At 63.0% G+C, this 26562-nt stretch carries 29 protein-coding genes; 13 read left to right on the top strand and 16 right to left on the bottom strand.

The features are described 5' to 3' along the window. The first annotated feature begins 90 nt into the window (after positions 1-90). The 3 genes from AC3CCE_RS12650 to AC3CCE_RS12640 all read left to right on the top strand — a co-directional run bounded on the left by AC3CCE_RS12650 (position 91) and on the right by AC3CCE_RS12640 (position 2455). Positions 91-588: a CYTH domain-containing protein gene (locus AC3CCE_RS12650; protein ID WP_023681278.1), complete on the top strand. Its 498-nt coding sequence runs from the start codon at positions 91-93 to the stop codon at positions 586-588. Positions 589-674: 86 nt separating this feature from the next. Beyond that, positions 675-1613 (top strand): CHAD domain-containing protein, encoded by a 939-nt coding sequence (locus AC3CCE_RS12645; RefSeq protein WP_352625179.1) that lies wholly within the window; start codon positions 675-677, stop codon positions 1611-1613. A 41-nt stretch (positions 1614-1654) separates the two neighbouring features. Then, positions 1655-2455, top strand: coding sequence for a YiiX/YebB-like N1pC/P60 family cysteine hydrolase (locus AC3CCE_RS12640; RefSeq protein ID WP_352625180.1), 801 nt, complete (start codon positions 1655-1657; stop codon positions 2453-2455). A 7-nt stretch (positions 2456-2462) separates the two neighbouring features. On the opposite strand, the gene AC3CCE_RS12635 is transcribed toward AC3CCE_RS12640, so the two are convergent. After that, entirely contained in the window at positions 2463-3053 is a 591-nt protein-coding gene (locus tag AC3CCE_RS12635) for a TetR/AcrR family transcriptional regulator (RefSeq protein WP_023732785.1), read from the bottom strand. A gap of 120 nt (positions 3054-3173) precedes the next feature. Between AC3CCE_RS12635 and AC3CCE_RS12630 the strand changes: the two genes are divergently transcribed. Both AC3CCE_RS12630 and AC3CCE_RS12625 read left to right on the top strand, forming a co-directional pair. Next, positions 3174-4001, top strand: a complete 828-nt coding sequence (locus AC3CCE_RS12630) for an oxidoreductase (protein WP_352625181.1) — start codon at positions 3174-3176, stop codon at positions 3999-4001. Between the two features lie 64 nt (positions 4002-4065). Then, a complete protein-coding gene (locus tag AC3CCE_RS12625; protein WP_352625182.1) occupies positions 4066-4362 on the top strand; it encodes a YciI family protein in 297 nt (98 codons plus the stop codon). 142 nt (positions 4363-4504) lie between these two features. On the opposite strand, the gene AC3CCE_RS12620 is transcribed toward AC3CCE_RS12625, so the two are convergent. Next, on the bottom strand, positions 4505-5881 hold the full coding sequence (locus tag AC3CCE_RS12620) for an adenylate/guanylate cyclase domain-containing protein (RefSeq protein ID WP_352543746.1): 1377 nt from the start codon (positions 5879-5881) through the stop codon (positions 4505-4507). A gap of 116 nt (positions 5882-5997) precedes the next feature. After that, entirely contained in the window at positions 5998-6798 is an 801-nt protein-coding gene (locus tag AC3CCE_RS12615; RefSeq protein ID WP_023710374.1) for a helix-turn-helix domain-containing protein, read from the bottom strand. A gap of 115 nt (positions 6799-6913) precedes the next feature. Here AC3CCE_RS12615 and AC3CCE_RS12610 point away from each other — a divergent pair, with 115 nt between their 5' ends. Next, positions 6914-7771, top strand: a complete 858-nt coding sequence (locus AC3CCE_RS12610) for an NHL repeat-containing protein (protein ID WP_023710373.1) — start codon at positions 6914-6916, stop codon at positions 7769-7771. 18 nt (positions 7772-7789) lie between these two features. Here AC3CCE_RS12610 and AC3CCE_RS12605 read toward each other — a convergent pair whose 3' ends face one another. The 4 genes from AC3CCE_RS12605 to AC3CCE_RS12590 all read right to left on the bottom strand — a co-directional run bounded on the left by AC3CCE_RS12605 (position 7790) and on the right by AC3CCE_RS12590 (position 11205). After that, positions 7790-9511 carry a SulP family inorganic anion transporter gene (locus AC3CCE_RS12605; protein WP_023710372.1) on the bottom strand — a complete coding sequence of 574 codons (1722 nt, stop codon included), beginning with the start codon at positions 9509-9511 and terminating at the stop codon, positions 7790-7792. A 79-nt stretch (positions 9512-9590) separates the two neighbouring features. After that, positions 9591-9860: a helix-turn-helix domain-containing protein gene (locus AC3CCE_RS12600; protein WP_023673276.1), complete on the bottom strand. Its 270-nt coding sequence runs from the start codon at positions 9858-9860 to the stop codon at positions 9591-9593. A gap of 288 nt (positions 9861-10148) precedes the next feature. Next, the gene (locus AC3CCE_RS12595; protein WP_023710371.1) at positions 10149-10859 is read right to left on the bottom strand and encodes a phosphatase PAP2 family protein; all 711 of its coding nucleotides are present in this window, start codon (positions 10857-10859) and stop codon (positions 10149-10151) included. A 4-nt stretch (positions 10860-10863) separates the two neighbouring features. Continuing rightward, positions 10864-11205: a hypothetical protein gene (locus tag AC3CCE_RS12590; protein ID WP_023681268.1), complete on the bottom strand. Its 342-nt coding sequence runs from the start codon at positions 11203-11205 to the stop codon at positions 10864-10866. A 230-nt stretch (positions 11206-11435) separates the two neighbouring features. On the opposite strand from AC3CCE_RS12590, the gene AC3CCE_RS12585 reads away from it, so the two are divergent. Next, entirely contained in the window at positions 11436-11660 is a 225-nt protein-coding gene (locus tag AC3CCE_RS12585; RefSeq protein ID WP_023673272.1) for a hypothetical protein, read from the top strand. Positions 11661-11778: 118 nt separating this feature from the next. Here AC3CCE_RS12585 and AC3CCE_RS12580 read toward each other — a convergent pair whose 3' ends face one another. The 3 genes from AC3CCE_RS12580 to AC3CCE_RS12570 all read right to left on the bottom strand — a co-directional run bounded on the left by AC3CCE_RS12580 (position 11779) and on the right by AC3CCE_RS12570 (position 14484). Next, the gene (locus AC3CCE_RS12580) at positions 11779-12459 is read right to left on the bottom strand and encodes a GNAT family N-acetyltransferase (RefSeq protein ID WP_023726768.1); all 681 of its coding nucleotides are present in this window, start codon (positions 12457-12459) and stop codon (positions 11779-11781) included. Then, positions 12456-12941: a MarR family winged helix-turn-helix transcriptional regulator gene (locus AC3CCE_RS12575; protein ID WP_352625186.1), complete on the bottom strand. Its 486-nt coding sequence runs from the start codon at positions 12939-12941 to the stop codon at positions 12456-12458. Before AC3CCE_RS12575 ends, AC3CCE_RS12580 begins: the two co-directional genes overlap by 4 nt. 394 nt (positions 12942-13335) lie before the next feature. Beyond that, positions 13336-14484, bottom strand: coding sequence for a flavin-containing monooxygenase (locus AC3CCE_RS12570; RefSeq protein WP_156933273.1), 1149 nt, complete (start codon positions 14482-14484; stop codon positions 13336-13338). A 187-nt stretch (positions 14485-14671) separates the two neighbouring features. Between AC3CCE_RS12570 and AC3CCE_RS12565 the strand changes: the two genes are divergently transcribed. Continuing rightward, complete coding sequence (locus tag AC3CCE_RS12565) at positions 14672-15703, top strand: phosphatidylglycerol lysyltransferase domain-containing protein (RefSeq protein ID WP_488377145.1); 1032 nt, start codon at positions 14672-14674, stop codon at positions 15701-15703. Between the two features lie 33 nt (positions 15704-15736). Here the strand turns inward: AC3CCE_RS12565 and AC3CCE_RS12560 are convergent, their stop codons facing one another. Both AC3CCE_RS12560 and AC3CCE_RS12555 read right to left on the bottom strand, forming a co-directional pair. Then, a complete protein-coding gene (locus AC3CCE_RS12560; RefSeq protein ID WP_023681263.1) occupies positions 15737-16498 on the bottom strand; it encodes an ABC transporter permease in 762 nt (253 codons plus the stop codon). After that, on the bottom strand, positions 16495-17421 hold the full coding sequence (locus tag AC3CCE_RS12555; RefSeq protein WP_023687524.1) for an ABC transporter ATP-binding protein: 927 nt from the start codon (positions 17419-17421) through the stop codon (positions 16495-16497). Before AC3CCE_RS12555 ends, AC3CCE_RS12560 begins: the two co-directional genes overlap by 4 nt. Positions 17422-17691: 270 nt before the next feature. Here AC3CCE_RS12555 and AC3CCE_RS12550 point away from each other — a divergent pair, with 270 nt between their 5' ends. The 3 genes from AC3CCE_RS12550 (at position 17692) to AC3CCE_RS12540 (ending at position 21588) form a co-directional block, all read left to right on the top strand. Beyond that, positions 17692-19053, top strand: a complete 1362-nt coding sequence (locus tag AC3CCE_RS12550; protein ID WP_023687525.1) for a cytochrome ubiquinol oxidase subunit I — start codon at positions 17692-17694, stop codon at positions 19051-19053. A gap of 108 nt (positions 19054-19161) precedes the next feature. Next, a complete protein-coding gene (locus AC3CCE_RS12545) occupies positions 19162-20166 on the top strand; it encodes a cytochrome d ubiquinol oxidase subunit II (RefSeq protein WP_023687526.1) in 1005 nt (334 codons plus the stop codon). 231 nt (positions 20167-20397) lie between these two features. Then, positions 20398-21588 carry an integrase core domain-containing protein gene (locus AC3CCE_RS12540; protein ID WP_023826017.1) on the top strand — a complete coding sequence of 397 codons (1191 nt, stop codon included), beginning with the start codon at positions 20398-20400 and terminating at the stop codon, positions 21586-21588. Positions 21589-21730: 142 nt separating this feature from the next. On the opposite strand, the gene msrA is transcribed toward AC3CCE_RS12540, so the two are convergent. From msrA to AC3CCE_RS12525, 3 genes are all read right to left on the bottom strand, one after another. After that, positions 21731-22456, bottom strand: coding sequence for a peptide-methionine (S)-S-oxide reductase MsrA (gene msrA, locus AC3CCE_RS12535; RefSeq protein WP_352626614.1), 726 nt, complete (start codon positions 22454-22456; stop codon positions 21731-21733). Positions 22457-22567: 111 nt separating this feature from the next. Further along, positions 22568-22852 carry a hypothetical protein gene (locus tag AC3CCE_RS12530; protein ID WP_352626616.1) on the bottom strand — a complete coding sequence of 95 codons (285 nt, stop codon included), beginning with the start codon at positions 22850-22852 and terminating at the stop codon, positions 22568-22570. An 81-nt stretch (positions 22853-22933) separates the two neighbouring features. Continuing rightward, positions 22934-23635, bottom strand: coding sequence for a DUF1223 domain-containing protein (locus AC3CCE_RS12525; protein ID WP_488377144.1), 702 nt, complete (start codon positions 23633-23635; stop codon positions 22934-22936). A 194-nt stretch (positions 23636-23829) separates the two neighbouring features. Between AC3CCE_RS12525 and AC3CCE_RS12520 the strand changes: the two genes are divergently transcribed. Together AC3CCE_RS12520 and lepA are read left to right on the top strand one after the other, a co-directional pair. Further along, positions 23830-24201, top strand: a complete 372-nt coding sequence (locus tag AC3CCE_RS12520; protein ID WP_352626618.1) for an endonuclease domain-containing protein — start codon at positions 23830-23832, stop codon at positions 24199-24201. 141 nt (positions 24202-24342) lie between these two features. Further along, positions 24343-26148: a translation elongation factor 4 gene (gene lepA, locus AC3CCE_RS12515; protein WP_352626620.1), complete on the top strand. Its 1806-nt coding sequence runs from the start codon at positions 24343-24345 to the stop codon at positions 26146-26148. On the opposite strand, the gene AC3CCE_RS12510 is transcribed toward lepA, so the two are convergent. Beyond that, positions 26132-26557: a very short patch repair endonuclease gene (locus AC3CCE_RS12510; protein WP_352626622.1), complete on the bottom strand. Its 426-nt coding sequence runs from the start codon at positions 26555-26557 to the stop codon at positions 26132-26134. The genes lepA and AC3CCE_RS12510 overlap by 17 nt on opposite strands. Positions 26558-26562 lie beyond the last annotated feature (5 nt).

The following is a 26562-nucleotide window of genomic DNA, read 5'->3' as shown; positions in this document are numbered from 1 at the left end:
TGGGCACTTTAATCAATCGATTGATTAAAGTCAAGTTGATTATCCGCGGCGGCTTGCCATCTCGGGCCGCAGACGCTTTAGTGCGCGGCCATGGGCAAGGAAGTCGAACGCAAGTTCCTGGTCTCCAGCGCCGAATGGCTAGAAATGGCCGAGGCGAATATACGCATTCGCCAGTTCTATCTTGCCGCAGCACCTGGCCGCACCGTGCGCGTGCGCATCAGCGACGGCAGTTCGGCGAAGCTGACGCTTAAATTCGGCAGCAAGATCCGCGAGCGCGACGAATACGAATATGAAATTCCTCTGACTGATGCCGAGGAGATGCTGGCCTTCGCCATCGGACATGTCATCGAGAAGACACGCCACCATGTTAGGCATCGCGGCTATCTCTACGAAGTCGATGTTTTCGGCGGGATCCTAGCCGGCCTTGTGGTGGCCGAACTGGAGACGCCGGAGGATGTACCTGACGAAATGCTGCCCGATTGGCTCGGCCGCGAAGTGACCGGCGAGCAGAGATTTTACAACGCGTCGCTCGCCCTAGAGCCGGATGATTTTAGGTCGGGTCGACCTAAAATCGGAATCCGGCTCTAAATCAAAAGAGATGGAGCATGATGTCGTCCGAAAACCGCTTCACACTTTTCGGCATCATGCTCTAGGGGGATTCCGGAGATCGCCGCATGAGCTTTCGCATCGATCCGCGCCTGCCGCTGACCGGCGAGGTCAGGCGTATCCTTGGCGAGGAGATCGGCAAGGCGCTTGCCCATCTGGCCGTCGCGCGCGACCAGCCGGAGCAGGCATTGCACAAATGCCGCAAGCGGCTGAAGAGCGCGCGCGCCTTGCTGCGGCTGGTCCGTTCCGGAAATGAAACATTCTGTCGGACTGAGAACCAATGCTACCGTCAGGTGGCGGCGCTGCTTGCCGGGCCGCGCGAGGCGACCGCGCTGGTCGAGACCGTCGACCGGCTGGCAGCCGCCTTTCCCGAACAGGTTGCCGACGGCGGCCTCGACAGCGTGCGCGACCGGCTGATTGCCCGCCAGCATGAAATGCATGCCGGCGCCGGCCTCGACGCCGCCATAGGCGCGGCCACCGCCGCCTGCGAGGAAGGCCTCATCAGGATAGAGCGGCTGCTGCTCCCCGATCTGCCTGAGCATGCAGCCGATGTGGTTGCTGAAGGCGCTCGCAAGACCTTGCGCCGTGCCAGGAAGGCGCTGGACCGGGCGGGATCGCGCGGCGAAGCAGAGGATTTCCACGATCTGCGCAAGGCTGCCAAGACCCACTCGATGCATTTGTCGCTGCTCGGCCGGCTGTGGCCGGCGCCGATCAAGATGCGGCGCAAGGCAGTTGATGAACTTGGCGAAAAACTCGGCGAACTGCACGACGTCTTCGTCATGCGCGTGTTGCTCGAGGCCGACGGTGAGCCGCTCGGCGATGCGCAGGACACAAGGCTTCTTGGCAAGCTTTTGAAGCGCTCGGAAAAAAGCCTGAAGAAGAGCTGCCTCGCCGGAGCGGCCGAGCTGTTCGGCGACAGCCCCAAGCGCTCGACGAAGAAACTCGCGCGCAATGCGCGCGACGACCTCGCCGGCCCGGCATTGTCGAAAGAGGTCCCGGTCGGTTGATCATGGCCGAGGACGTCACCTCGTGCTAGTCACACTTTGCCATGACCGCGCCGCGCGACACGCTTCTCGACCGACTTGGCCGCTGGCTTGCCGGCCGGCTGCAGGACGAATCCTCGGGCTATGAGCCCTACACGCCGTCCGACGCCGAGACGTTGCGGCGCACGCTCGAGCCCGGCGACATCCTGCTCATCGAAGGCAACCAGAAGATCTCGGCGGCGATCAAATACCTGACCCAGTCGACCTGGTCGCATGCGGCCTTCTATATCGGCGATGCCTTGTCCGGGCCGGAGGACGGATCGGAACGGCGTCGGCTGATCGAAGTCACGCTCGGCGAAGGCTGTGTCGCCGTGCCGCTGTCGCGCTACCGCACCTACAACACCCGTATCTGCCGGGCGAGCGGGCTGACCCCGGAAGACCGCGACCATGTCGTCGCCTTCGTGATCGGCAAGCTCGGCCTGAAATACGATCTCAAGAACATTTTCGACATGCTGCGCTTTTTCCTGCCGACGCCGCCGGTGCCGGTGCGCTGGCGCCGCCGCATGCTGGCTTTCGGTTCCGGCGATCCGACGCGCGCCATCTGCTCGACGCTGATCGCCGAAGCCTATGGCGAGATCCGCTACCCGATCCTGCCCGAGATCACCCGCGCGCCCGGCCGCGCCTCGGCGCAGTCGAACTATTCGCGCCGCGAAATCCTGCACATCCGCCACCACTCGCTCTACACGCCGCGCGACTTCGACCTGTCGCCCTTCTTCCGCATCGTGAAACCGACGCTGGAATTTGGTTTCGACTACCGGGCGGTGACCTGGGAAGATAGGGCCGCTGAGGCGAAGGCCGCCGAATAGCAACCATTCAAACCGGCGCCGGTGGCGAGTGGCGCCCTATGAGATCATTCGAGACAGTGTCGATGATCTCAGCGGAAAGCGTCGGATCGGGCACGACGCGGGAGAGGATCACCGATCCGACCATTTCCGCTAGGAATGCGATCGCGGCACTCCGCTTCGCGGCCGGGTCGCTTCCCGGCAGGAGTGAAATGATCAACGCGACATAATTGCTGACGATGCTTCCGAAGAACGATCGAAGCGCTGGATCGTCGTGCCGGGCGGCATCGGCCGCCAGTGCGGTGAGGCTGCATCCGTGCCCCGGATTGTCGCGATGATGGTCCGAGATGTAGTGGCGCACGAGCGTCTCAAACGGAGTATCGGTCGAAGCGAGCCGGGCGGATAGATCGGCGCTCATGTCACTGAAGGCCCGCTGCATGGCCTGAACGATGAGGTCGTCCTTCGACTTGAATTGTCGGTAGAAGCCTCCGTGGGTAAGCCCGGCCGCGCTCATCAGATCGGCAATGCCGATCCCGTCGATCCCTTGTTCGCGGAAGAGCTTTGCGGCGGTATCGATGACCCGCTCTCGATTTAACTCGACCATCTCCTTGCTCACCTTCACGACCGCATCCTCTCCTATTGATGATGATCGACATATAAGACATGGCGGAGGCGCACAATGATTATGGCGGTCATTATCACCTAATGATTACGATCATAATCATTAGGCAGGAAAGTTGAGATGACACAAGTTCAGTCGCGCGCCGAGAAGATCGCGCTGATCACCGGCGCTTCGGGTGGCATCGGGCATGCGGCCGGACTTGCGCTCATCCGGGCGGGGTATCGCGTGTTCGGCACCAGCCGCCGAGCTGCGCCCAACGAAGTGCGTCAGGGCATTCACATGGTCCCTTGCGACGTCACCGATGATGGGTCCGCCAGAGACGCCATCAAGCAAGTTGTCGCCCTCGCCGGCCGGATCGACGTACTGTTAAACAATGCGGGCCGCAGCCTGATCGGCGGCGCCGAGGAATCATCGGTCGCTCAAGCCCAAAGCCTGTTCGACATAAATGTCTTCGGCATCGTTCGCATGACCAATGAAGTGCTGCCCATCATGCGCAGACAGGGCGAGGGCCGGATCATCAACATCAGTTCGGTGTCCGGTTTCCTGCCGGGGCCATTCACCGCCCTCTACACCGCCACCAAACACGCAGTCGAAGGATATTCCGAGTCGCTCGATCACGAACTTCGAACGTTCGGCATCAGGGTTTCCCTTGTCGAGCCCGCCTTCACCCGCACCGGACTGGAAGAGAACGCCGAACAGCCTGACCGGATTTCCGGCGTCTACGAACAGGGGCGCTCAGCCATGAATTCGACCTGGCGCAACAGAATCGCGAGCGGCGATCCGGTGGAAGCCGTGGCCGACAAAGTGGTACAGGCAGCCACCGAAAAGACGCCGAGCATGCGCTATACGCCTGGCAAAACGGCAGGCCGTCTTCGCTTCATGCGGCGCTTCGTGCCCGAAAACATGTTCGACAAGAGCTTCCGCAAGCAGATGGGCGTGGCCGATTGATCTAAAATCACGGCATCGCCAGGCCAGTCCGGCAGGCGAGCCTCCTTTCGCCGAGGAGCGACGAATGAAGTCCTATTTGTGCAAATATATTCCGACGCGTTCCGACTTTCTGGCAACGATGACCACCGATGAGGAAGAGTGGATGAAGCAGCACGGAGCATTCCTGGATGACCTGCTTGAAAAGAGGCTTATCGTCGCGCACGGCCCCGTGATGGACCCGGCTGGCGGTTATGGGGTGTCGCTCTATCGGATTGCCGATGATCTGGACATAGAGGCGATCACCTCGGAGGACCCGATCGTGAAGAATGGCGCCGGGCACTACGAACACCATCCGATGCTGCATTTGAAAACGCACGGCTAACCATTTCGACCAAACCGCATCGATGCGGCAGCGAAAGTCGCTCTCGAACGGGCCAGCTTTGCGCACGCTGGCGGGCGCGATCCTGTCGAGGTTTCTGGCGTCCATCCTGCCGAGGTGCAGGCGTCTCACATGGCGGCCTGCATCACGCCGAAACCGCAATTGCGCCCTGGTTTTCGGCTCTGTGTTCGACCCAGACATGGACCGGTTCGTCCCGGCCGCGGATGCTAACCGGTCCATGATCGCGCGCATTCAACTGTGTCGCGGGCGATTCCCCCTTCGCGGCCTCAATCAGTCGTGACCCAAAGCAAATATTCGCCTGAAGCTCACGGCAGAGCGCCTGCAAACGGCTGGCGACGTTGACGGTGTCGCCCACCACCGCGAAGGACAGGTTGCGCTCGCTGCCGACCGCGCCGAGGACGACGGCGCCATATTGTGCACCGATCCGAACGTCCAGCGGCGGATATCCCCTGGACACACGCTGGACATTCCAGTCTTCGATAGCGGCGATCATCGCTTCAGCGCACCGGATGGCCCGGGTTGCGTCGTCATGGCTGGCTTGCGGAACCCCGAAGGTCGCCATGATGCAATCGCCGATATAGTTGTCGACGGTGCCATGGTGGTCGAAAACGACCTGCTCCATGCGACGGTGGAACTGACGCAGTAGTTCGAACACTGCTTCGGCCGGATGATCCTCGGAATAGTGTGTGAAGCCGACGATGTCGGCGAACAGCACCGCGATATCCTGCCGGCGGACCGGACCGAAGGGCTCGTCATCCGAGGCGAGCTGGTCGACGACATTGGGCGAAAAATGCCGGGCGAGATTGGCGCGGGCGCGCTCTGCCTTGACATAGTCTTCCGACAGATGCCGGGAACGGGAGACGACCAGCGCCATGATCGCGCCGATAATCAGGACAACCAACACATTGGTCGCCTGCGCGAACGTATCGACGAAATTGGGGTTGAGATAGAGATTCAGTCGCTCTGTCATCGGCAGCGAATAGAGGTTCGTTGCCGGAATGACGGTTCCCGCATGCAAAACCACCCATCCCACCCCGATCGTCCACGTCAAGGCCGCGAGCGCGCCGAGATAGAGCGCCAATCGTGTCGAAAGGGTCAGCGCGCCAAGGCATACGAAAATCAGCAGGAATTTGAAGCTGCCCTCGCGCAGTTGCATCGCGGCCGGCGCGACCTCGAGGGAAAACGGGTTGGGCGTTACCAGCAGAACGGTCAACAGAATGATGTCCAGCGTACCGACGAGGTAACCGATCCACCATGGCGCGTTGCGGCGGCGCGCAAAGCGAAACTGGATCAGGCCGACGAGTTGGAACAGCGCGAGGCCCGCCAGCACGAAGAGCAGCGAGGCATCCCAGCGGCTGATCAATGAAAAGAAGCAGGAGATCACGGCAAGCGACGCCGTGCGCGCCCAGAACTGCAATGCAGCACCCTGGCGTTCTGCCCGCTCCCGCAAATTTTTCAGGCGCGAATAGCGGCGAAGTTCAAGTGTTGGCGCGGTCGGCATAGGATCACTTCGATTTTGCGGGGACGGTCACGCATTCGGCAAACCCGCCCCGTACAGTCTGGCAAATCAGCGCGCGAACTCTATCATGGTTTCGTTTTTGAAACGCGGCTGGCGCGTCAAGCCGGCAGCGGGCGGCGTCCCTTTGCCGGAGCGGTGGGCCGGTCGGACGCACCGGCATCCCTGGGGTGCGGGCCGATCGGCATGATCGCCGGAAACGGGGTTGCGCCAAAAGCAAACGTCCATTTGTAGCCGGTCAGCCCGTCTTCCGGCGTCGTGTGCTGGTCGTGATGGGCGAGCAGTTTGGCGCGCTCGGCCAGTTCCTCCGCCTCGCGCTTCACCATCTCCGCCGTCTCCGGCCGCATCCGCCTGGAGAAAGAGACGAAGGTCGCTTCCCGCTCCAGATGGGTGATCGCCCAGCCGATGAAATTCTTGTTTGTCATCTCGAACAGCGGCCTGAGCGGCCCTTCGAAATTCCACTGGATCGGTGTGTCGACCAGCAGCCGTGCCGACAGCCCGCCGCCCAATGCGATCAGGCCGAGCGCTTCGAGATCGCGCAGATAAAGGAACATCGAGGCTTCGCTCAAGCCTTGCGAGCGCATGACGCCTTCGGGCGTGAACTTCTCCGACAGCATGACGAAGATGAACAGCAGCGCCGGCCGTCCCGCGAGCTTGCGCTCGATCTCCGGCGCGATGCGATTGACCGGTCCCGGCCCCCGGTTCATCGACCCCAGCACGTTTTCCAGCTCGACGCCGGCGGCAGCGCAGATCCCGATGAGACGGTCGAGCTTGCAGTTGCGCTCGTGGAAGATGCGCTTCACCGTCGGCTCGGAAACGCCCATCCGCCCGGCAAGCTCACGATAGGTGACGCCCTTGGCCTTCAGCGTCCGCTTCAGCGCCTCGAAAATCAAGCCGTTCATGGAATGCACCTCTTTTGCGCCATTTCGTATCGGTTTCCGATACTAGCTCGAATCTTCCTTCCGGAAAAGTATCGAAACTCCTACCTCTCCGCCATCCATCACAGGAGACCTGGCCATGAAAACCCTCATCCCCTCTATTTGTCTCGCCGCCTTCGGTATCGCGCTCGTGCCTGCGGCCGAGGCCGCCGAACTCTGGCGCGCCTCGGGCTTCGAGCAACCCGAATCGGCGCTGTTCGATGCCGCCAACAATCGCATTATCGTCTCCAACATCGTCGGCAATCCCGGGGAGGCCGACGGCAACGGCTATCTCTCGGTGCTGTCGCTGGACGGCAAGGTCGTTAGCCGGCACTGGACCGCCGGCATGGATGCACCGAAGGGCTCGGCGATCTCTGGCGGCAAGCTCTACGTCGCCGACATCACCAAGGTGCGCATCGTCGATCTCGCCAGCGGCAAGCTCATCTCGACGATCGATGTGCCCGGCGCCGTTTTCCTCAATGACGTGACATCGGACAGTTCGGGCAAGGTTTATGTCACCGACATGCTGGCCGATGCGATCTACCGCATTGACGGCGACAAGCCGGAACTGTTCGTGAAGGATGCGAAGCTCGCCGCACCCAACGGCATCTTTGCCGATCGCGATCGGCTGATCGTGGCGTCCTGGGGCAAGGGCATCAAGCCGGACTTCAGCACTGCCGCGCCCGGGGGCCTGCTGTCGGTCGATCTCGCGACGAAAGCCGTGACGCCGCTGCCTGGCGCACAAAACTTTGCCGACCTCGACGGCGTCGTCGCCATCGGCGACAGCATCTACGCCACCGCCTTCATGACCGGCACGCTCTATCGGTACAAAGTCGGCGAGGCGCCGGAGGCTGTAGAGCAGTTCAAGCCGGGCAGCGCCGATATCGGCACAGACGGCACGCGGATTTTCGTGCCGCTGATGAACGAGGGCGAGATCGCGGTGCTGAGCCTGGACTGACGGCGCACATTTGCCGGCTCAGCCAACGGGCACGGCTTTGAGTTGCGCCCGCGCATCCTTGATCGAAGCGGCAAAGGTCACCAGCGGCCGCTTGACGCCGTGGTTGATCAGCATGCGCCGTGTCTGCGGCGAGGCGCCGGCGATGATGAAACGCACGCCGGCGCGTTTCGCCTTGTGCGCCGCGCCCTCGATGACATTGGCCGCGGTGGAATCGAAGAAGGGCACCGCCGAACAATCGAGGATGAAGTTCTTGCGCTGGTCGGCGATGCGGTCGAGCACCGTGCCGACAGTAGAGGCGGCGCCGAAGAAGAAGGCGCCGGAGATGCGATAGACGACGGTGTCGGCGTCGCTTGCCTCGCTTGCATCGTAGGCGCGGCCGCTGCTGTCGGCGACATCGTCCTGCACCAGCGGCAAATCCGCCTCCACGGCGATCGACTTGGCCATGCGGTCGATGAACAGGATCGAGCCTAGCGCGAAGCCGACGACGATGCCTTCGGTGAGGTCGCGGAAGACGACGATCAGGAAGGTTGCCATCAGCACCAGGGCATCGCCGCGCGAAGCGCGCAGCAACGTGGCGAAGGCCTGCTTCTCGAACATGTTCCAGCAGACAACCGCCAGCACCCCGGCAAGGGCGGCAAGCGGGATGTAGCTGGCCAGCGGTGCGGCCACCAGCATGAAGACCAGCAGAAAAAGCGAATGCAGCATGCCGGAAACCGGCCCATGCGCGCCGGCCCGCACATTGGTGGCGGTGCGGGCGATGGTGCCGGTGGTGCAGATGCCGCCGAACAGGGCAGACGCGATGTTGGCAAAGCCTTGCGCCACCAGTTCGCAATTGGAACGGTGACGCCGCCCGGTCATGCCATCGGCGACCACGGCCGAGAGCAGCGATTCGATGGCGCCGAGCAGCGCAAAAGCCACCGCATCCGGCAGCACCGCAATCGCCTTGTCGAGGTTGAGTCCCGGCAGTGCCGGCAACGGCAGGCTGCGCGGAATGCCGCCATAGCGGGTGCCGATCGTTTCCGCCGGCAGCGAAAGCAGCGCCACGACAAGGGAGGCCAGTCCGACGGCGATCAGCATGCCCGGCCAGCCGGGCCGCCAGCGCTTCACCCCGACGATGGTGGCGATGGTCAGCGCCGCCACCAGCGTTGCCGAGATATTGAGCGTGCCGGCCGCGTGGCCGATCGCCATCAGCTTCGGCAGCAGCGGCCCGGGCTCCGGCCCGGCAAGCCTCAGCCCGAACAGTTCCACGATCTGGCCGGAGAAGATGATGATCGAGATGCCGGCGGTGAAGCCGACCGTCACCGGGTAAGGGATGAATTTGATATAGGTTCCGAGCCGGAGATAGCCGATGGCGAGCAGGAAGATGCCGGCCATCATCGTCGCCAGCAGCAGTCCGTCGACGCCTTCGCGCTGCACCGTCGCCGCCACCAGCACGATGAAGGCGCCGGCCGGGCCGCCGATCTGGAAGCGGCTGCCGCCGAGCGCCGAGACGATGAAGCCGCCGACAATGGCGGTGAACAGGCCGCGCTCCGGCGTCACGCCCGAAGCAATCGCAATCGCCATCGACAGCGGCAACGCGACAATAGCGACGGTCAGCCCGGCCATGAAGTCGGCCTTGAACTGCGGCAGGCGGTAACCTTCGCGCCAGACCGTCACCAGCTTGGGCGTGAACAGCTCTGAAAATGTCGGCTTTGCCGACTTCTGGGCCGGTTGATGCACTGCCCGCCGGATCTGATCCATGGACTGCCTTCCGCTTGCGTGAAGGCGGCGGGATCGTCGGCAGGACTGTCGGCGGTCGCCGTCGCGACTATATGCCGGCTCAGCCTTGCGGGTTCGGCGGCGCGACCGGCTTGAGGCGCACGCCCCGGCCGCCGCGCTCGCTGGTCTGGTTCTCGCCGATGAGCTCCACCCCGGCCTCGTCGAGAGCCTGGATAACCTTCATCAGCGTATCGACCACACCCCTGACCACGCCGTCACTCGCTTCCATGCGCTGGATTGTCGGAAGCGAAACGCCGGCACGCTCGGCGAGTGTCTTCTGATCGATGCCGGCCAGCGCCCTCGCGGCGCGCATCTGGGCGGCAGTGATCATCGGTCGGAACCCCCGTCTGAGTCTGCGGAGACGACGTGTAATACAATCATAGTGATGTTTCAACCATCATAAAGCATACATGAAACATGATCTCCTCACAAAGCCGGATGCCGGGATACGGGATGAGCATGCTACGTTAACCGCCTTGGCTCTTATTGGCGGGGAAATATCAGTTGAAGATTTTCAGGACCTTGACGACGTCGGCAGCCTTGCTGTCGGCGGTTTTTCTGCTGGCAGGCTGCGGACACGGGCTGATCAACCGGCTGATTTGAATGTCGCTCCGGATCGTCAGTCTTCGGGCTCGTTGCCACCGGCCACCGCCTTGTTCCGCTGCAGCATTCGCGCCGCCAGCCAGCACAGCGTCGCCCAGGTGAAGCCGGCGCACCATCCCGCCAGCACGTCGGAAGGCCAGTGGACGCCGAGATAGACGCGGCTGACGCCGACCAGCAGCGTTACCAGCACCGCCAGGCTGAGGACATAGATTTTCGTCGTTCGTCCCGGCAGGAAGCGCGCTGCCAGCGAGCCCAGCGTGAGATAGGTCACCGCCGACAGCATGGCGTGGCCGCTGGGAAACGACAGCGACGTCTCGTTGGCCAGGTGCGAGACAAGATCGGGGCGCGGCCGGTCGATGCCGGCCTTGAGCAAGGTCGACAGCAGCTGCCCGCCAGCCACCGCGACAAAGATCAGCAGCGCCGTCCTCGGCCTACGGATCAGCAGGAGGTAGACGATCACCGCCGTTACGATCAGCACCAGCACGCTGGAGCTGCCGAGGCTGGTGATGTCGCGCATCGCGCCTTCCAGCCATGCCGGGCCGACGGGAACATCCGGCTGACCCACTTTTCGGAAAGCAAGCAGGATCTCAGTATCGAAAGCGTGCGGCGTGGTGGCCCGCGCCACCTCCATCAGTTCCTCGAAGCCCCACAGCCCGGCGGCTATCACCAGCCCGGCCAGCAGCACCGGAAATTCAAGCCAGTTGGTGAACGCACGCGGGGTCTTCATCGGATTACAGTCGCCCCTGCAGGTAAGGCCCGAGCGAGATCAGCACCACCGCCGCGATGGCCAGCACGATGCCGGTCGCCTGCAAGGCATTGACGCGTTCGCCGAAGAACACCAGCGCCACCACATTGACCGCCACCAGCTGGATCACCGCCGACAGGCTGAACGACACCGACATGCCGAACTCACGAACCAGCCGCAGCATCATCAGATTGCCCGCCGTATAGAGCGCCAGTGTCAGCACGATCTTGCCAAGGCTTGGCGCCAGCCCCCATTGCTTGGCCGCGATGGCCGCCAGCAGGAAGATCACCGTCGAAATGACGAGCTGCGCCAGTCCCCAGAAACTCACTTTTGTGCCTCGCTGTCCTTTGTGGCAGCTCTTGTTTCGCAAGCGTGGCGGCACGTCAAGCAGACTGCGGCGGAACAGGCCACGGCCGAGGTGCTGAATGAATGGCAGCGCGATCGCGGTCTGACTGCCACGCTCGGTCGGATTCGTGCAAACCCAGGCAGCTGCGCTCAAGCATTGGAAAAGAATGGACTTTTAAACATGGCGTCCTACGTCTTCTGGAGGAGAGTGCCATGCCAAAGTCCGTCTATGACCGTGGCCTGCTGAAACCCGACGACATCGCCAGGCTGCAACGCGTGTTCGACGAAGCCTGCCGCAGGCGCGACGTGCATCCCGATTCGGCGGAGGCGCGGGAGATCGCGCTGAACCTGCTTGCGCTGCACAATGCCGGCATGGTCGAGGAAGATATGCTTATGGAAACCGTGGGTTTCCGCCGGTTGGAGCCGAAATCAGCCTGAGGACCGCAAGGCGGCCTGGAGCAATTCCAGGAAAAGTGTGAAGCGGTTTTCCGTCCGGAATTGCGTAAAAATAAAGGCCTAGGAGCGGTTCGCCGTTTCCGTGAAACGGTGAAACGCTTTAGCCGGCGCGCTGCACGACGGCCACATTCATCTCTGCCCTCAGCCTGAAGCCGATGGACTCGTACAACCGGACCGCGCCGGCATTGCTGGCATAGGCATGCAGGTAGGGAACTTCGCCGCGCGCAAAAATTCGGTTGGCCACGAACACCGACAGCAGCCGGCCGAGGCCGCTGCCGCGAAATTCGGGATGCGAGCAGACGCCGCTGAGTTCGCTGTAGCCGGGCTGCTTCATGCGCTCGCCGGCCATCGCCGCCAGCCGGCCGTCGATCTTCACGCCCCAGAACTCGCCGAGGCTCAGCGCCTTGAGGGTGAACGGGCCGGGCTTGGTCAGTGACGCCAAAGCAAGCATCTCGGCCGCGTCGTCCTGCGTCAGCTGCTGCACACGCTCGTCCGACACGGAAGGCAATGGCGCCTCGGCAACCATCTGAACGCCGAAGGCGGTCACGGTCGCGGTCAGTTCCGGCGGCAGGGCAATGGGGTCCGCCTGGAGCATGAACACGCTCTCACCTGCAGGAATGAGGCTTGCGAGCGCCTGCAGGCTCTCAGCGTCGTCTGCCCCGGAAGCCGCGAAGGGGACGATCGAGGAGGGATAGCGCCTGGCGAGCCTGTCGCCATACGCAAAGATCCGATGCCGCGTGTCGAGCGCGCTCCAGACCGGACGATCGAGGACATGGCTCATGGCGCGACATCCTGTTTCACACGACGGTCGAGTGGGGCCGCCGCCAGGCCGTCCTCTATTGCCGAGAGTTGTTCGAGAAGCGGCCCTGCAAGGTCTTTGCACAAGTCGGCAACGGCGTTCTCGATGCGCGGCCAAACGTCCCGCTTCGCCACATCGACCAGGCGCTGGCCGTTCGCGGTCAGCGAGATCATCCTGCGGCGCTGGTCGTCGTTCGATGGCGCGGCCTCGACCAGCCCCAACTCGGCCAGCAGCGCCACGCTGCGCGTCACCCCCGGCTGGGTGATCCCCATTGACTGCGCCAGTTCGCCGACAGGCAGCGGCCCAAGCCGGTCGAGCGCGGCCAGCAGAGGATACTGGCTGGACTGCACCGGCACCTCCAGCCCATCGAGCATGCGCTGCGTATCGGCCTGCAACTGCTCGCCGATGCGCTTCAGCCTGCTGCCGAGGGTGAGATAGCCAAGGGATCGAATGATGTCTTCCATGGGTGGTCCGTCTCCTGGATAAGTATAACATGTTATATAATGATGCAATGAACGAGTTCAAGCGCCTGCTTTGGAGGTTGGCCGCAAGCATCTCAACTTCGTCATCCTTGGGCGAAGCAGGAGCGAAGCTCCGTCGCGGAGACCCAGGGATCATGCCTTGGCCGTGGAAGCAGCGGAGCAGAACCTGCAACGCAGCGTAGTTCAGAAGTCACGGCATGGATCCTCGGGTCTGCGCCGTCGCTACGCTCCTTGCTTCGCCCGTGGATGACGACGGGATCGGCGTTTCAGCCAATCGCCAGGATATTCGATCCGTCTTGCAGATGCGTTGAACCACTAGTCCGCGCCATAGCAGCAGCCCGAAGTGCGCGGTGTTTCTCCGTCCAGAAGCGCTCGTCTACAACCCCTTGGCGATCTGACGGGCAATCGCTTCGGCCTGCAGGCCGGCGCTGTGAAAATAGCTGGTCAGACTTGGCCGCATGCCGATGAACCACAGGCCGGGCTGGCCGCTCGGGGTGCCGCCATTGGCCTTCGGCACGCCCTTGGCGTCGAGCACGCCGAGATCGCCCAGCATGGCCTCCAGGCCGGTGCGATAGCCGGTTGCCGCGATCACTACATCCGGCTCGAGCACCGTGCCGTCGTTCAGCCGCACGCCGGCGCCTTCGAAAGCCGCCACCGGCGCCACCACCGAAATCCGTCCGGCCTTCAGCGCTGCGACGGCGCCGTCGTCAATGGCAATAGCGATCTGCTCGACGCCGAGCCGGCTGGCGCCGCCCTTCGGCGCCGGCGGCAGGCCGAAGCGGGTGAGGTCGCCGAACACCAGCCGCTGCGTCGCGGCAATCGCGGCATCGGCAATCCACGTCGGCAGCATCGCCATGAAACCGCCGAAGCGCGCCACGGCGACCTTGCCGATCCGTTTCGGCATCAGCGACGGACCCTGCCTGGCTGACAAGCAGATGGCCTTTGTGTCGGCACGGGCGAGGTGGTTGAGCACGTCGAAGCCGGAATTTCCGGCCCCGACCACCAGCACGCTTTTGCCCACATAGTCCTGCGCTGTGCCGAAATCGGCGGCGTGGACAAGTTTGCCGGTGAAAGTCGCCTTGCCTTGCCAGTCCGGCGTCCATGGCAAGCGGTCGCGGCCGGTGGCGACGATGACATTGCGGGCGCTCAGCGTTTCCCGGCCCGTATGGACGAGCCAGCCATTGCCTCTGCGTCCGATCCGCTCGGCGGCGGTGCCGAATTCGACCCTTACGCCGCGCGCGCGGGCAAAATCCTCGAGATAACCGACGATGGCATCCTTGTTCGGAAAGGCGGCGGTGCGTGGCGGATAGGCAAGGCCGGGCAGGGCCGACAGCGCGCGATGCGTGTTGAGGGTCAGCTTCTCGTGCCGCCCTCGCCACGGTTCGGCGATCCGCGGCTCCTTTTCAAGCACGACGACCCGCACGCCGCGCCGGCCAAGCGCGTCGGCGGCCGCCAGCCCCGCCGCTCCGGCGCCGATGACGATAACCGTATAGTCGAGTCCTTTCGGCCCCGGGACGATAGGCATCGTTTCGCTTGTCGTAGCCGCCATTCGGTCGAGATTTCCTTTCAGGTGCGCCATGGGGACCCGTCCAATATGGCACGTCCCATATGGCACAGGGGCGATATGATCGATAATGAGGTCGCGTCAATGCGACTGATTCGAGGCCTTGGGGGCAAGCCTCTGTTTATCATCGGCACGCGGAAGCTCGACCATGCCCTCCTTGCGCATCTTTCTCGACAGACTGCTGGAGGGCGCCGCAGCCAAGGTGCCGCGCCAGGATTTTTCGCATGTCGAGCGGCTGGCGCTTGTCCGCCAGCACGGCGACTTCTCGCTGGCCTATTCGACCGCCGTGCAGCAAAAACTGTCCTATTTCGGCGACGCCGACGGCTACATCGCCTTCGGCACCAAGATGAAGCACCATTTCGCGCTAGGTGACCCGGTGGCCCATCCGGCCGATCGGTCCGACTATATCAGGCGCTTTGTCGAAGCCGCCGACAGCCCGTGGTTCGTGCAGATCGGCGAACCGACGGCGCGCGTGCTGTCCGGGCTCGGCTACCAGGTCAACCGTCTCGGCGTCGACACGCGGCTGGAACTGCCGGCTCACGATTTTTCCGGCAAGCGCAACGAAACCGTGCGCTATTCCGAACGCTGGCTCTTGAAGAAGGGGTTTTCCTTTGGCGAAGGAGCGGTCTATCTCGACGAGGTCCAGCGCCTGTCGCAGAACTGGCGGGCAGACCGCATCGTCAAGCGCTGGGAGATGGCGTTCCTCAACAGGCCCTTTGCCGATCATCTCGGCATCGATATGCGCCGTTTCGTGCTCTACAGCCCGGAAGGCGAGCTCGTCGCCCTGCTCGATTTCGATCCGATGTTCAGTGGCGGCAAGGTGATCGGCTACACCACCTCGTTCAAGCGCAAGCACATCGATGCCTCGCCGCATGCCGAAATCGGGCTGACCAAATTCGCCGTCGACCGGTTTCGCAATGAGGGCATTTCTGTCGTCACGCTCGGCCTGTCGCCGATGCTCGACGTCGGAGCCAACGGCTTTGCCGAATTGAGCTTCTGGCGCAACGCCTTCGAGCGGGCCTATGAGTCGCCCTGGGTCAACCGCAGCAAGTTCAACCTCAAGGGCCAGGCGGCGTTCAAGCGCCGCTTCCACGGCGTCGAGGAACCCACCTACATCGCCTTCCGCCAAGGCAGGCTGATCGAGATGCTGGGGTTGCTGCGCCTCATCAAGGCGATCTAGCAAGAAAACGCGACGCGCTTTAGAGCGGCAGGGTCAGTTGCGCAGCCGGTAGCCGGTGCGGAAGATCCAGGCGACGATGGCGATGCAGATGGCGAGGAACACCATCGTCATGCCCAGGCTGACGGCGACCGAGACATCGGACTTGCCGTAAAAGCTCCAGCGGAAACCGCTGATCAGGTAGACGACCGGGTTGAACAGCGTCACCGTGCGCCAGGTCTCGGGCAGCATGTTGATCGAATAGAAGCTGCCGCCGAGGAAGGTCAGCGGCGTGATGATCAACAGCGGCACCAGCTGCAATTGCTCGAAGCTTTTCGCCCATATGCCGATGATGAAGCCGAACAGGCTGAAGGTCACCGCCGTCAAGACAAGGAAGGCCAGCATCCAGAACGGATGCTGGATGGTGAGCGGCACGAACAGCGAGGCCGTCGCCAGGATGATCAAGCCGAGGATGATCGACTTGGTCGCGGCGCCGCCGACATAGGCGATGACGATCTCCAGATACGACACCGGCGCCGACAAGAGCTCGTAGATGGAGCCGACGAATTTCGGGAAATAGATGGCAAAGGAAGCGTTGGAGATCGACTGCGTCAACAGCGACAGCATGATCAGGCCGGGCACGATGAAGGCGCCGTAGCTGATGCCGTCGATCTCGGTGATGCGCGAGCCGATGGCCGAGCCGAAGACGACGAAATAAAGCGATGTCGAGATCACCGGCGAGACGATGCTCTGCAGCACGGTGCGGAACGCACGCGCCATCTCGACCCGGTAGATCGCCCATACTGCTCGCCAATTCATGGCTCTTGCCTCAACAGATTGACGAAGATCTCCTCGAGCGAGCTGTTTTGCGTATCCATGTCGCGGAACTGGATGCCGGCCGTCTCGAGTTCGCGCAGCAGCGATGCGACGCCGGGGCGTTCGCTCTGATTGTCATAGGTGTAGGTCAGCTGTGTGCCATCGCCCGACAGCTCCAACGCGTAGTGCGAGAATGCATCGGGAATGGCGGGGAGCGGGTTGCGCAATTCCACGATCAGGCGCTTGCGGCCGAGCTTGCGCATCAGTTCGGCCTTGCCCTCGACCAGGATGATCTCGCCGCGGTTGATGACGCCGACACGGTCGGCCATCGCCTCGGCCTCTTCGATATAGTGCGTGGTGAGGATGATGGTGACGCCATCGTCGCGCAACCGTCGCACCATCGCCCACATGTCCTGGCGCAGTTCGACGTCGACGCCGGCCGTCGGTTCGTCGAGGAACAGGATGCGCGGCTCATGCGACAGCGCCTTTGCAATCATCAGCCGCCGCTTCATGCCGCCCGACAGCGTGATCGCCTTGGCGTCCTTCTTGTCCCACAACGACAGGTCGCGCAGCACCTTTTCGACGAAGCCCGGATTGGGCGCCTTGCCAAACAGGCCGCGGCTGTAGGTGACGGTTGCCCAGACGCTCTCGAACGCATCGATGGTCAGCTCCTGCGGCACCAGCCCGATCAGGCTGCGCGCCGCGCGGTAGTCTCGGTTGATATCATGGCCGTCGACGGTCACCGTTCCCGACGAACGGTTGACGATGCCGCAGACGATCGAGATGAGCGTCGTCTTGCCGGCGCCGTTCGGCCCCAGCAGCGCGAAAATCTCGCCGCGTTCGATGTCGAGGTTGATTTCCTTCAGCGCCTTGAAGCCGGTGGCGTAGGTCTTGGTGACCCCGGAAATCGAAATGATGGAAGGCAAATTAGTGGAAGACATGAGGCCGAAAACGACTGTTTGAAAGAGGCGGGGATTATTATTGCGCTGAATGTCGGTGCGCACGGCGGGAAGTCAATGCCGCTGCTGACAATTGTGGACAAACGTTCCCCTCTTGCCGTTTCGTCATGGGGGTATCGGGGCACTGACGGATTGATCCCATCTGCTGCGACAACGCGCCCCGCGTGACGCCAAGCCGCTTTGACCGGACCGCATCCGCCGCCTATTCTGCGCCAACAAACAGCAGCCGGAGCCCGCATGGACCCGCTCATCCTGTCGCGAATGCAGTTCGGGGCGAATATCTCGTTCCACATCCTGTTTCCGACCATCACGATTGCGCTTGGCTGGGTGCTGCTGTTCTTCAAGCTCCGCTACAACACCACAAATGATTCCGCCTGGATGCGCGCCTATTTCACCTGGGTGAAAGTGTTCGCACTGTCCTTCGCCATGGGCGTGGTCTCCGGCGTCACCATGAGCTTCCAGTTCGGCACCAACTGGCCGGGCTATATGGAAAAGGTCGGCAACATCGCCGGGCCGCTGCTTGCCTACGAGATCCTCACCGCCTTCTTCCTCGAAGCGGCCTTCCTGGGCATCATGCTGTTCGGGTTCCGCCGCGTCTCCAACCGCGTCCACACGCTGGCGACGGTATTGGTCGCCGGCGGCACCACGCTGTCGGCCTTCTGGATCATTGCGCTGAACTCCTGGATGCAGACGCCGGCCGGCTTCGAGATGATCGATGGCAAGGCGCATCCCGTCGACTGGTGGGCGATCGTCTTCAACCCGTCCATGCCCTACCGTCTGACGCATATGCTGCTTGCCTCCGGCCTGACGGTGTCGTTCCTGATCGCCGGCCTGTCGGCGCTGCGCTACCTCACCGGCGACCGGTCGGAATCGATGTGGAAGGCGCTGCGCACCGGCGTCTTCACCGCCGCCATCCTGATCCCGATCCAGATCTTCGCCGGCGACCAGCACGGGCTGAATACGCTGGAGCACCAGCCGCAGAAGATCGCGGCCATGGAGGCCAACTGGAACACCGGCCCCAACGTGCCGCTGGTGCTGTTTGCGCTGCCCGACGAGGCGGCGAAGGAAAACAAATTCGAGATCGCCATTCCCGACGGCGCCAGCCTGGTGCTGCGTCACTCCACCAGCGGCATCGTGCCGGGGCTCAACGACTATCCCGGCCTGCATCCGCCGGTCTTCCCGGTGTTCTGGGGCTTCCGCATCATGGTCGGCACCGGCATTTTGATGCTCATCGTCTCGTGGTCGGCGACCTTCTTCCTCAAGCGCCGCCACAGCCTGCCGAGGCCGCTGGCCATGCTGATGGTGCCGATGGCGCTGTCGGGCTGGCTGGCGACGCTGGCCGGCTGGTACACCACCGAAATCGGCCGCCAGCCCTGGCTGGTCACCGGCGTGCTGAAAACCGCCGACGCTATCGGCCCGGTCGCCGGCAGCCATGTCGCGCTGACGCTCGCCATCTATCTCATCCTCTATGTGCTGCTGCTGATCGCCTATCTTGGCGTGCTGGTGCACCTGGCGCTGAAGGCCGCCAAGGACGGCGATACCTCGCCGCTGCCGGGCGTCATGAAGACGGCGATGTCGCAACCGGCCGCAGCGGAGTGAGGAATGGTCCGCGTAGCGGACGAAAAGCCAACGATTTGGCTTTCCGAATGACGAACGCCCGGAGCCATAGCGAAGGGCAGAACCGTTGATGAGAGGGATGACAGACCGATGAGCTTCGACTGGCCAACCGCGCTGCCCCTGATCTTCGCCGGCCTGATGGGCCTCGCCATCCTGATCTACGTCATTCTCGACGGTTTCGATCTCGGCATCGGCATCCTGTTCTCGGTCGCCGAAGATGCCGAGCAGGACACCATGATCGCGGCAATAGGCCCGTTCTGGGATGCCAACGAGACCTGGCTGGTGCTGGCCGTCGGCCTGCTCCTGGTCGCCTTCCCGCTGGCGCATGGCGTCATCCTCACCGCGCTCTACATTCCGGTCTTCGTGCTTTTGGTCGGCCTCATCCTGCGCGGCGTCGCCTTCGATTTCCGCGCCAAGGTGCCCGCCGGCAAGAAGCATCGCTGGAACCGCATTTTCTTCCTCGGTTCCGTCATCGCCTCGCTGGCGCAAGGCTATATGCTCGGCGTCTATGTGCTTGGCCTCGATGTCGGCTTTGGCGGCATCGCTTTCGGGGCGCTGGTGGCGCTCTGCCTGTCGGCGGCCTATGCAGCGATGGGCGCTGCCTGGGTCATCTACAAGACCGAGGGCGAATTGCAGAGGAAGGCGGTGGCCTGGCTGCGGACAGCCCTGGTGCTGACCGCGCTCGGCATGGCGGCGGTGTCGCTGGCGACCCCATTCGCCAGCCCGCGCATCTTCGCCAAATGGTTCGTCTGGCCCGAAATGCTCTTTCTGTCGCCGCTGCCGATCCTGTCGGCGCTGCTGTTCCTGTGGCTGTGGCGGCAGACCTTCCACCTGCCCAAGCCCGACGACCGCCATGCGCTGCGGCCGTTCCTGACGCTCGCCGCCATCTTCGCGCTCGGCTTTGCCGGGCTTGCCTGGTCGTTCTACCCCTTCGTGGTGCCCGAGAGGCTGACCATCTGGCAGGCGGCGTCGGCGACGGAAAGCCTGGCCATCATCCTCGCCGGCACGGTGGTCGTGCTGCCGGTGATCATCTTCTATTCGTTCTATGCGTATCGGGTGTTTGGGGGCAAGGCGACGGATCTGACGTATGATTGAGGGGTTGCGCGAGGCACCCCCCTCTGGCCTGCCGGCCATCTCCCCCTCAAGGGGGGAGATCAGCTCCTCACTGCGGCCTTCGCCAACCTTGCAAGATGAGCACCGTCAGCGACGCTGCCAATCTCCCCCCTTGAGGGGGAGATGCCCGGAAGGTGTCCGAACCGGATAGATAGGTAACAGAATGGACCGATAGCATGGGTGACAGTTTTCTTGTCCGCCGGAGGACCGGCGATGGTTTGGCGAGAGACTGGCATCATGGACGAGCGGCTACGGTTTGTTGTGGAGTGTCTTTCTGGGGATGAGACGATGGTTGCGCTTTGTGCGGCCTACGGGATCTCACGCAAGAACGGCTACAAATGGCTAGGACGCTATCGGACGTTTGGGCCTGAGGGTTTGCACGACCTGCCGCGAGCCCCGCTCAATCATGGCCGGGCGACAGCTCAGGATCTGGTTGAGCGGATTGTGGCGGCCAAGGAGCTGCATCCGCTCTGGGGTCCAAAGAAGATCGTGGCACGGCTCAGGCGCACGGCTCCCGAGTTCATGTGGCCTTCAGCCTCGACGGTCGGCGCGATCCTTGCGCGGCATGGGCTTGTCCGCGCCCGCAAGCGACCCCGCCTGCGGGCCTGCGGCAATGGACCCTGGCCACAGCCGCAAGAACCGAACGCGGTGTGGACTGGCGATCACAAGGGCTGGTTCCGGACCCGCGACGGCTGGCGTTGCGAACCCTTGACGGTGATGGATGCGTCGAGCCGCTATCTTCTGGCGCTCGAAGCGACGGGGTCGACGGCCGATAGCGAAGCCTGGCCGGTGTTCGAACGGCTGTTTGAAGAGCATGGCCTGCCGGATCGCTTCAGAAGCGACAATGGCCCGCCCTTCGCATCGGCCGGCGTCACCGGGCTGACGCCGCTTGTCGTGCGCTTCATCAAGCTCGGCATCACCTTGGAGCGGATCGCACCCGGCAGGCCACAGCAGAACGGACGTCACGAGCGCTTTCACCTGACCATGCTGCCGATGGCCGAGGCACCGGAAGCCGACCGAACGGCACAGGGCCAGGCCTTCGAGACCTTCCGCCACAGCTACAATGAGGAACGTCCCCATGAGGCGCTGGGCATGGATACGCCCGCCCAGCACTACCGGTCCTCACAGCGCGCCATGCCCAGGACACCACCCGAGCCCGTCTATCCGGCCGAGGCCTCGGTCCGCCGCGTGCGCCACAATGGCGAGATCCGATGGAATGGCGGCTTCATATATGTCTCGCAAGCGCTGGCGGGCGAACCGGTCGCTGCGTTGGAGACCGAAGACGGACAATGGACACTCTCATTCCATGCCCACCCGCTCGGCATCATCGACACACGGCACATGAAGCTTGTCCGCCGCAGCGCCGCGCCAACCAATCCGCTTGGCGCTGCGGCGGACGCATAGGGGGAGAGAAGTGTCACCTATGTATCCGGTTCAAAGTGTTACCCATCTATCGGCTGGACAAAGGGCAGAGGGGGGTGCTGTCCCGCTGGCGTCTCAGGTAGGGCGTCGCCGCTCTCTGCGTCCGGCCAAGTCCTATCGCCCCTCAGCTCTTCCCCGCCAGCACCAGCACCGGCTTCTCGCTATACAACCCCGGGAACAGCGCCTTCAAATTCGCCACCTTGGGCAGGTCGTTGTAGACGATGTAGGGGTAGGTCGGGTTCAGCGTCAGAAAGTCCTGGTGATATTCCTCGGCCGGATAGAAGGTTTTGCCGGTTTCCAGCGTGGTGACGATGGGTTTTGAAAACACCTTGGCTTGGTCGAGCTGGGCGATGTAGCTCTGGGCGATCTTCTGCTGCGCATCGTTCTCGGCAAAGATGGTCGAGCGGTACTGGGTGCCCGAGTCGGGGCCCTGGAAGTTCAACTGCGTCGGGTTGTGGGCGACCGAGAAATAGACCTGCAGCAGCTGGCCATAGGTCACCTTGGACGGATCGTAGGTGATCTCGACCGATTCGGCGTGGCCGGTGCGGCCGCTGCCCACCGTTTCGTAGACGGCGTCATCCTTGGCGCCGCCGGTGTAGCCGGAGACGGCCTTGGTCACGCCCTTGACGTGCTGGAACACGCCCTGCACGCCCCAGAAGCAGCCGCCGGCGAAGATCGCCTTCTCGCTGCCGCTGGCGGCCTTTTCGTCCATTGCCGGCGGCGGGATGACCACCGCGTCCTCGGCCGAACGCGCCGGGCTCTGCCAGAATGCGGCCGCGGCGGCGGCGACGATGAGCGCGGCAAGCGCGCTCTTGAAGATCGGCGTTCTCGTCCTTGCAATGCCGGTCATGTCTGATCTCCTTGATGGTGGCGAAGACTATACGACAGAACGTCCCGCCTGGTTTCTCAAATTGCCGTGCCATGGCCCGGCCACTGTGCGGCCGGGCCATGGCATCTTGCCTTATTGCGCGGGCGCCATCGCGTCCGCCGGCTTCATCGCATCCGTTGCGGGCTTCATGGCATCGGCCGGCTTCATGGCGTCGGTGGCGGGTTTCATCGCATTCGTCGCCATCGGATCGGCTGGCTTCATGGCATCGGTCGCCGGCGCCATGGCATCGGTAGCGGGCTTCTTCGCATCGGTGGCCATCGCCGGCTTCATGGCGTTGGTCGCTTCGTCGGCACGGGCGCCGGCGGCGAAGCCGGTCATCGAAAGCGCAAAAGCGAGCGCGGTCAGGGTCTTGGTCATGATGGTATTTCCTCCTTGAAGAGGGCGCGCGGATGCGAGCCCGGTTATGCCGCGCTAGCGGCGTTGCGTAGAAAAAGAAAATCAGTCGGCGGCGGCAGCCAGGATCGGCCCGCCGCCCGGCGACTGCACCAGCACGGCGGTGCTCAAGCCGCCGGAGGCTGCCGGCAATGGCAGCGTGGTGGCGCCGCCGCTCCAGCTGCCGAGTTTCTCCAGCGAGTGCACGACATTGGCATGCGGCAGCGTGCGCCCGGTGTTTTCGCCGCGCGCCACCGGCACTTCGACGACGCCCTTGTTGTAGCGGACCAGCCAGACATCGGCGCGGCCGGCCGGCGCGGAACCGGCGCCGATGCTGATCTTGCCGCCGTCGAGCGACAGCGTCGGCCCGTTCGTGCGGCCACTTGCGGAAATCAGCTGCTCGATCTCGCCTGATGCCGCGCCCACCGCATCGGCACCGCCATTGACCACCACCTGCGGCGTGAACGGGCCGGAGCGGCCGAGCGACGGCTCATAGCGCACCTGGCGCTGGGTAAATTCCTCGCGGCCGAAAATGTCTTTCCAGCCGAGATAGTCCCAGTAGGTGACGTTGAACGACAGCGCCAGAACGCCCGGCTGGTCCTTGACCTTGATCAGATTGGCATTGGCCGGCGGGCAAGACGAACAGCCCTGGCTGGTGAACAATTCGACCACGGTGAGCGGCTGGGCGAAGGCGGCGCCGCCAAGCATCATCAGCGCCGCGCCTACGGCAACCAGCATGCCGGCGCGTTTTGGGTTAAGTCCAGTCATCGGGGGTCTCCGTTGCGGCGGGTTCATCCCACACTTCGTCGCTGCCCGAGGCTTCGTTACATGGTTCACCGCTTCGTGATTGGGGGCGGACGCGTCGTTGCCTTCTCCCCTTGTGGGAGAAGGTGGATCGGCGCGAAGCGCCGAGACGGATGAGGGGTGTTCCAGCGGAGTGAGACGTTGGTTAATCTAACGTCATGCCACATCAGCCCGTCGCTCCTGCCAAACGAAACTTTGCCCGTTCGCTCCGACGTGAAATGACGGAGGCGGAAGACAAACTGTGGCACGAACTACGTGACCGCAGGCTCGATCGGATCAAATTTCGGCGCCAAGTTCCTGTTGGAAAATACGTCGCCGATTTCGCTTGTCTTGAATCACTCCTCATCATCGAGATCGATGGGAGTCAGCATGCGGACTCAGAGACAGACCAGGCCCGTAGAACGGAACTGGAGGCGAGAGGCTTTCGTGTGTTGCGCTTTTGGAACGACGATGTCCTGAAAGACATGGACAGCGTCTGCACCACGATAATCGCTTATGTAAGGGATGTCAGTTTGCAGCCATGGCGGTGAAAGAACGCCGGCGTCAAGCTGGAACACCCTTCATCCGTCTCGGCGCTGCGCGCCGATCCACCTTCTCCCACAAGGGGAGAAGGCAAGGGCACCGCCACCCCGCTTGCCCCTGCAACCCGCCCCTGCTAAAGCCGCCCCATCATGAGCACGCCTCTCGACCACATCCGCAATTTCTCCATCGTCGCCCATATCGACCATGGCAAATCCACGCTTGCCGACCGGCTGATCCAGTCCACCGGCGGGCTGGAGCTGCGCGACATGAAGGAGCAGGTGCTGGACTCGATGGACATCGAGCGCGAGCGCGGCATCACCATCAAGGCGCAGACGGTGCGGCTGAAATACCGCGCCAACAATGGCGAGGACTATATCCTCAACCTGATCGACACGCCCGGCCATGTCGACTTCGCCTATGAAGTGTCGCGCTCGCTGGCCGCCTGCGAGGGCTCGCTGCTGGTCGTCGACGCTAGCCAAGGTGTCGAGGCGCAGACGCTGGCCAATGTCTACCAGGCCATCGACAACAATCACGAGATCGTCGTGGTGCTGAACAAGGTCGACCTGCCGGCCGCCGAGCCCGAGCGCATCCGCGAGCAGGTCGAGGAGGTCATCGGCATCGACGCCTCCAACGCCGTGCTGATCTCGGCCAAGACCGGCCTTGGCATTCCCGACGTGCTGGAGGCAATCGTCCACCAATTGCCGCCGCCGCGCGAGGGCGATGCCTCAGCACCGCTGAAAGCCATGCTGGTCGACAGCTGGTACGACGCCTATCTCGGCGTCATCGTGCTGGTGCGCATCATCGACGGCGTGCTGAAGAAGGGCGCGACCATCCGCATGATGGGCACCGGCGCAAAGCATCTGGTCGAGCGCACCGGCGTGTTCACGCCGGCCCGCATCAATGTCGACGAGCTCGGCCCCGGCGAGTTCGGCTTCTTCACCGGCTCGATCAAGGAAGTGGCCGACACCCGCGTCGGCGACACCATCACCGAAGACAAGCGCCAGACCGCGCAGGCGCTGCCCGGCTTCAAGCCGGCGCAGCCGGTGGTGTTCTGCGGCCTGTTCCCCGTCGACGCCGCCGATTTCGAGGATCTGCGCGCCGCCGTCGGCAAATTGCGCCTCAACGACGCCTCCTTCTCCTATGAAATGGAAACCAGCGCGGCACTCGGCTTCGGCTATCGCTGCGGCTTCCTTGGCCTGTTGCATCTCGAAATCATCCAGGAGCGGCTGGAGCGCGAGTTCAACCTCGACCTGATCGCCACGGCACCCAGCGTCGTCTACCGGCTGCTGCTCACCGACGGCTCGATGAAGGAGCTGCACAACCCGGCCGACATGCCCGACGTGGTCAAGATCTCCGCCATTGAAGAGCCGTGGATCCGCGCCACCATCCTCACTCCCGACGACTATCTCGGCGGCATCCTGAAACTCTGCCAGGACCGGCGCGGCATCCAGGCCGACCTGTCCTATGTCGGCAAGCGCGCCATGCTGATCTACGACCTGCCGCTCAACGAGGTCGTCTTCGACTTCTATGACCGGCTGAAGTCGATCTCCAAGGGCTACGCCTCCTTCGACTATCATCTGACCGACTACAAGGAAGGCGATCTGGTGAAAATGTCGATCCTGGTCAATGAAGAGCCGGTCGACGCGCTGTCGATGCTGGTCCACCGCACGGCGGCGGAAAAGCGCGGCCGCCAGATGTGCGAGAAGCTCAAGGAGCTGATCCCGAACCATCTGTTCAAGATCCCGATCCAGGCCGCCATCGGCGGCAAGGTCATCGCCCGCGAAACCATCTCGGCGCTGCGCAAGGACGTGACCGCCAAATGCTACGGCGGCGACGTCTCGCGCAAACGCAAGCTGCTCGACAAGCAGAAAGAAGGCAAGAAGCGGATGCGGCAGTTCGGCAAGGTGGATATCCCGCAGGAGGCGTTTATTCAGGCGCTTAAGATGGGGGATTGAGGGGCGCGAGGAACCTTTCAAGTTTGGACGTGAGGTCGTCGATACTCCTTGTCTCGCACTCCCAAATTGTAAGCGTCTCCCATCCGTTCGACTTAAGTAATCGTTCAGACAGCTCGTCGCGTTCGATGTTTTTATCGAACTTTATTGCCCAAAAACCGATGTTGCTCTTTGGAAAAGAGGCTTTTACGCAACCCGGATGGCGGTGCCAAAAACAGCCATGAACAAAGATCACCTTGCGTCTTTTATTCATTACGATATCGGGACTGCCCGGCAGCTCTCGCCGGTGAAGTCGGTATCGAACGCCCATCGCGTACAACAAGCGACGGACTCGCATCTCAGGCGTGGTGTCTTTCCCGCGAACTTTGGACATTAGAGCGGATCGACGCTCTGGAGACAGTCGGTCGGCCATCACCA

The organism is Mesorhizobium sp. P160187 (genome assembly GCF_057766425.1).
The sequence above is the reverse complement of the archived record's forward strand: the minus strand, read 5'-3'. Positions and strand labels throughout refer to the sequence as shown.

What these genes read in the sequence shown, in the direction of transcription:
- AC3CCE_RS12610 (WP_023710373.1), top strand. Translation starts at nt 6,914, where the DNA reads ATGAAAACCCTCATCCCCTCTATTTGTCTCGCCGCCTTCGGTATCGCG.
- AC3CCE_RS12550 (WP_023687525.1), top strand. Translation starts at nt 17,692, where the DNA reads ATGGACCCGCTCATCCTGTCGCGAATGCAGTTCGGGGCGAATATCTCG.
- AC3CCE_RS12565 (WP_488377145.1), top strand. Translation starts at nt 14,672, where the DNA reads ATGCCCTCCTTGCGCATCTTTCTCGACAGACTGCTGGAGGGCGCCGCA.
- AC3CCE_RS12580 (WP_023726768.1), bottom strand. Translation starts at nt 12,459, where the DNA reads ATGAGCCATGTCCTCGATCGTCCGGTCTGGAGCGCGCTCGACACGCGG.
- AC3CCE_RS12615 (WP_023710374.1), bottom strand. Translation starts at nt 6,798, where the DNA reads ATGAACGGCTTGATTTTCGAGGCGCTGAAGCGGACGCTGAAGGCCAAG.
- AC3CCE_RS12575 (WP_352625186.1), bottom strand. Translation starts at nt 12,941, where the DNA reads ATGGAAGACATCATTCGATCCCTTGGCTATCTCACCCTCGGCAGCAGG.
- AC3CCE_RS12620 (WP_352543746.1), bottom strand. Translation starts at nt 5,881, where the DNA reads ATGCCGACCGCGCCAACACTTGAACTTCGCCGCTATTCGCGCCTGAAA.
- AC3CCE_RS12530 (WP_352626616.1), bottom strand. Translation starts at nt 22,852, where the DNA reads ATGACCAAGACCCTGACCGCGCTCGCTTTTGCGCTTTCGATGACCGGC.
- AC3CCE_RS12630 (WP_352625181.1), top strand. Translation starts at nt 3,174, where the DNA reads ATGACACAAGTTCAGTCGCGCGCCGAGAAGATCGCGCTGATCACCGGC.
- lepA (WP_352626620.1), top strand. Translation starts at nt 24,343, where the DNA reads ATGAGCACGCCTCTCGACCACATCCGCAATTTCTCCATCGTCGCCCAT.
- AC3CCE_RS12625 (WP_352625182.1), top strand. Translation starts at nt 4,066, where the DNA reads ATGAAGTCCTATTTGTGCAAATATATTCCGACGCGTTCCGACTTTCTG.
- AC3CCE_RS12520 (WP_352626618.1), top strand. Translation starts at nt 23,830, where the DNA reads ATGCCACATCAGCCCGTCGCTCCTGCCAAACGAAACTTTGCCCGTTCG.
- AC3CCE_RS12650 (WP_023681278.1), top strand. Translation starts at nt 91, where the DNA reads ATGGGCAAGGAAGTCGAACGCAAGTTCCTGGTCTCCAGCGCCGAATGG.
- AC3CCE_RS12585 (WP_023673272.1), top strand. Translation starts at nt 11,436, where the DNA reads ATGCCAAAGTCCGTCTATGACCGTGGCCTGCTGAAACCCGACGACATC.
- AC3CCE_RS12570 (WP_156933273.1), bottom strand. Translation starts at nt 14,484, where the DNA reads ATGCCTATCGTCCCGGGGCCGAAAGGACTCGACTATACGGTTATCGTC.
- AC3CCE_RS12525 (WP_488377144.1), bottom strand. Translation starts at nt 23,635, where the DNA reads ATGACTGGACTTAACCCAAAACGCGCCGGCATGCTGGTTGCCGTAGGC.
- AC3CCE_RS12545 (WP_023687526.1), top strand. Translation starts at nt 19,162, where the DNA reads ATGAGCTTCGACTGGCCAACCGCGCTGCCCCTGATCTTCGCCGGCCTG.
- msrA (WP_352626614.1), bottom strand. Translation starts at nt 22,456, where the DNA reads ATGACCGGCATTGCAAGGACGAGAACGCCGATCTTCAAGAGCGCGCTT.
- AC3CCE_RS12560 (WP_023681263.1), bottom strand. Translation starts at nt 16,498, where the DNA reads ATGAATTGGCGAGCAGTATGGGCGATCTACCGGGTCGAGATGGCGCGT.
- AC3CCE_RS12600 (WP_023673276.1), bottom strand. Translation starts at nt 9,860, where the DNA reads ATGATCACTGCCGCCCAGATGCGCGCCGCGAGGGCGCTGGCCGGCATC.
- AC3CCE_RS12605 (WP_023710372.1), bottom strand. Translation starts at nt 9,511, where the DNA reads ATGGATCAGATCCGGCGGGCAGTGCATCAACCGGCCCAGAAGTCGGCA.
- AC3CCE_RS12640 (WP_352625180.1), top strand. Translation starts at nt 1,655, where the DNA reads ATGACCGCGCCGCGCGACACGCTTCTCGACCGACTTGGCCGCTGGCTT.
- AC3CCE_RS12595 (WP_023710371.1), bottom strand. Translation starts at nt 10,859, where the DNA reads ATGAAGACCCCGCGTGCGTTCACCAACTGGCTTGAATTTCCGGTGCTG.
- AC3CCE_RS12510 (WP_352626622.1), bottom strand. Translation starts at nt 26,557, where the DNA reads ATGGCCGACCGACTGTCTCCAGAGCGTCGATCCGCTCTAATGTCCAAA.
- AC3CCE_RS12645 (WP_352625179.1), top strand. Translation starts at nt 675, where the DNA reads ATGAGCTTTCGCATCGATCCGCGCCTGCCGCTGACCGGCGAGGTCAGG.
- AC3CCE_RS12540 (WP_023826017.1), top strand. Translation starts at nt 20,398, where the DNA reads ATGGTTTGGCGAGAGACTGGCATCATGGACGAGCGGCTACGGTTTGTT.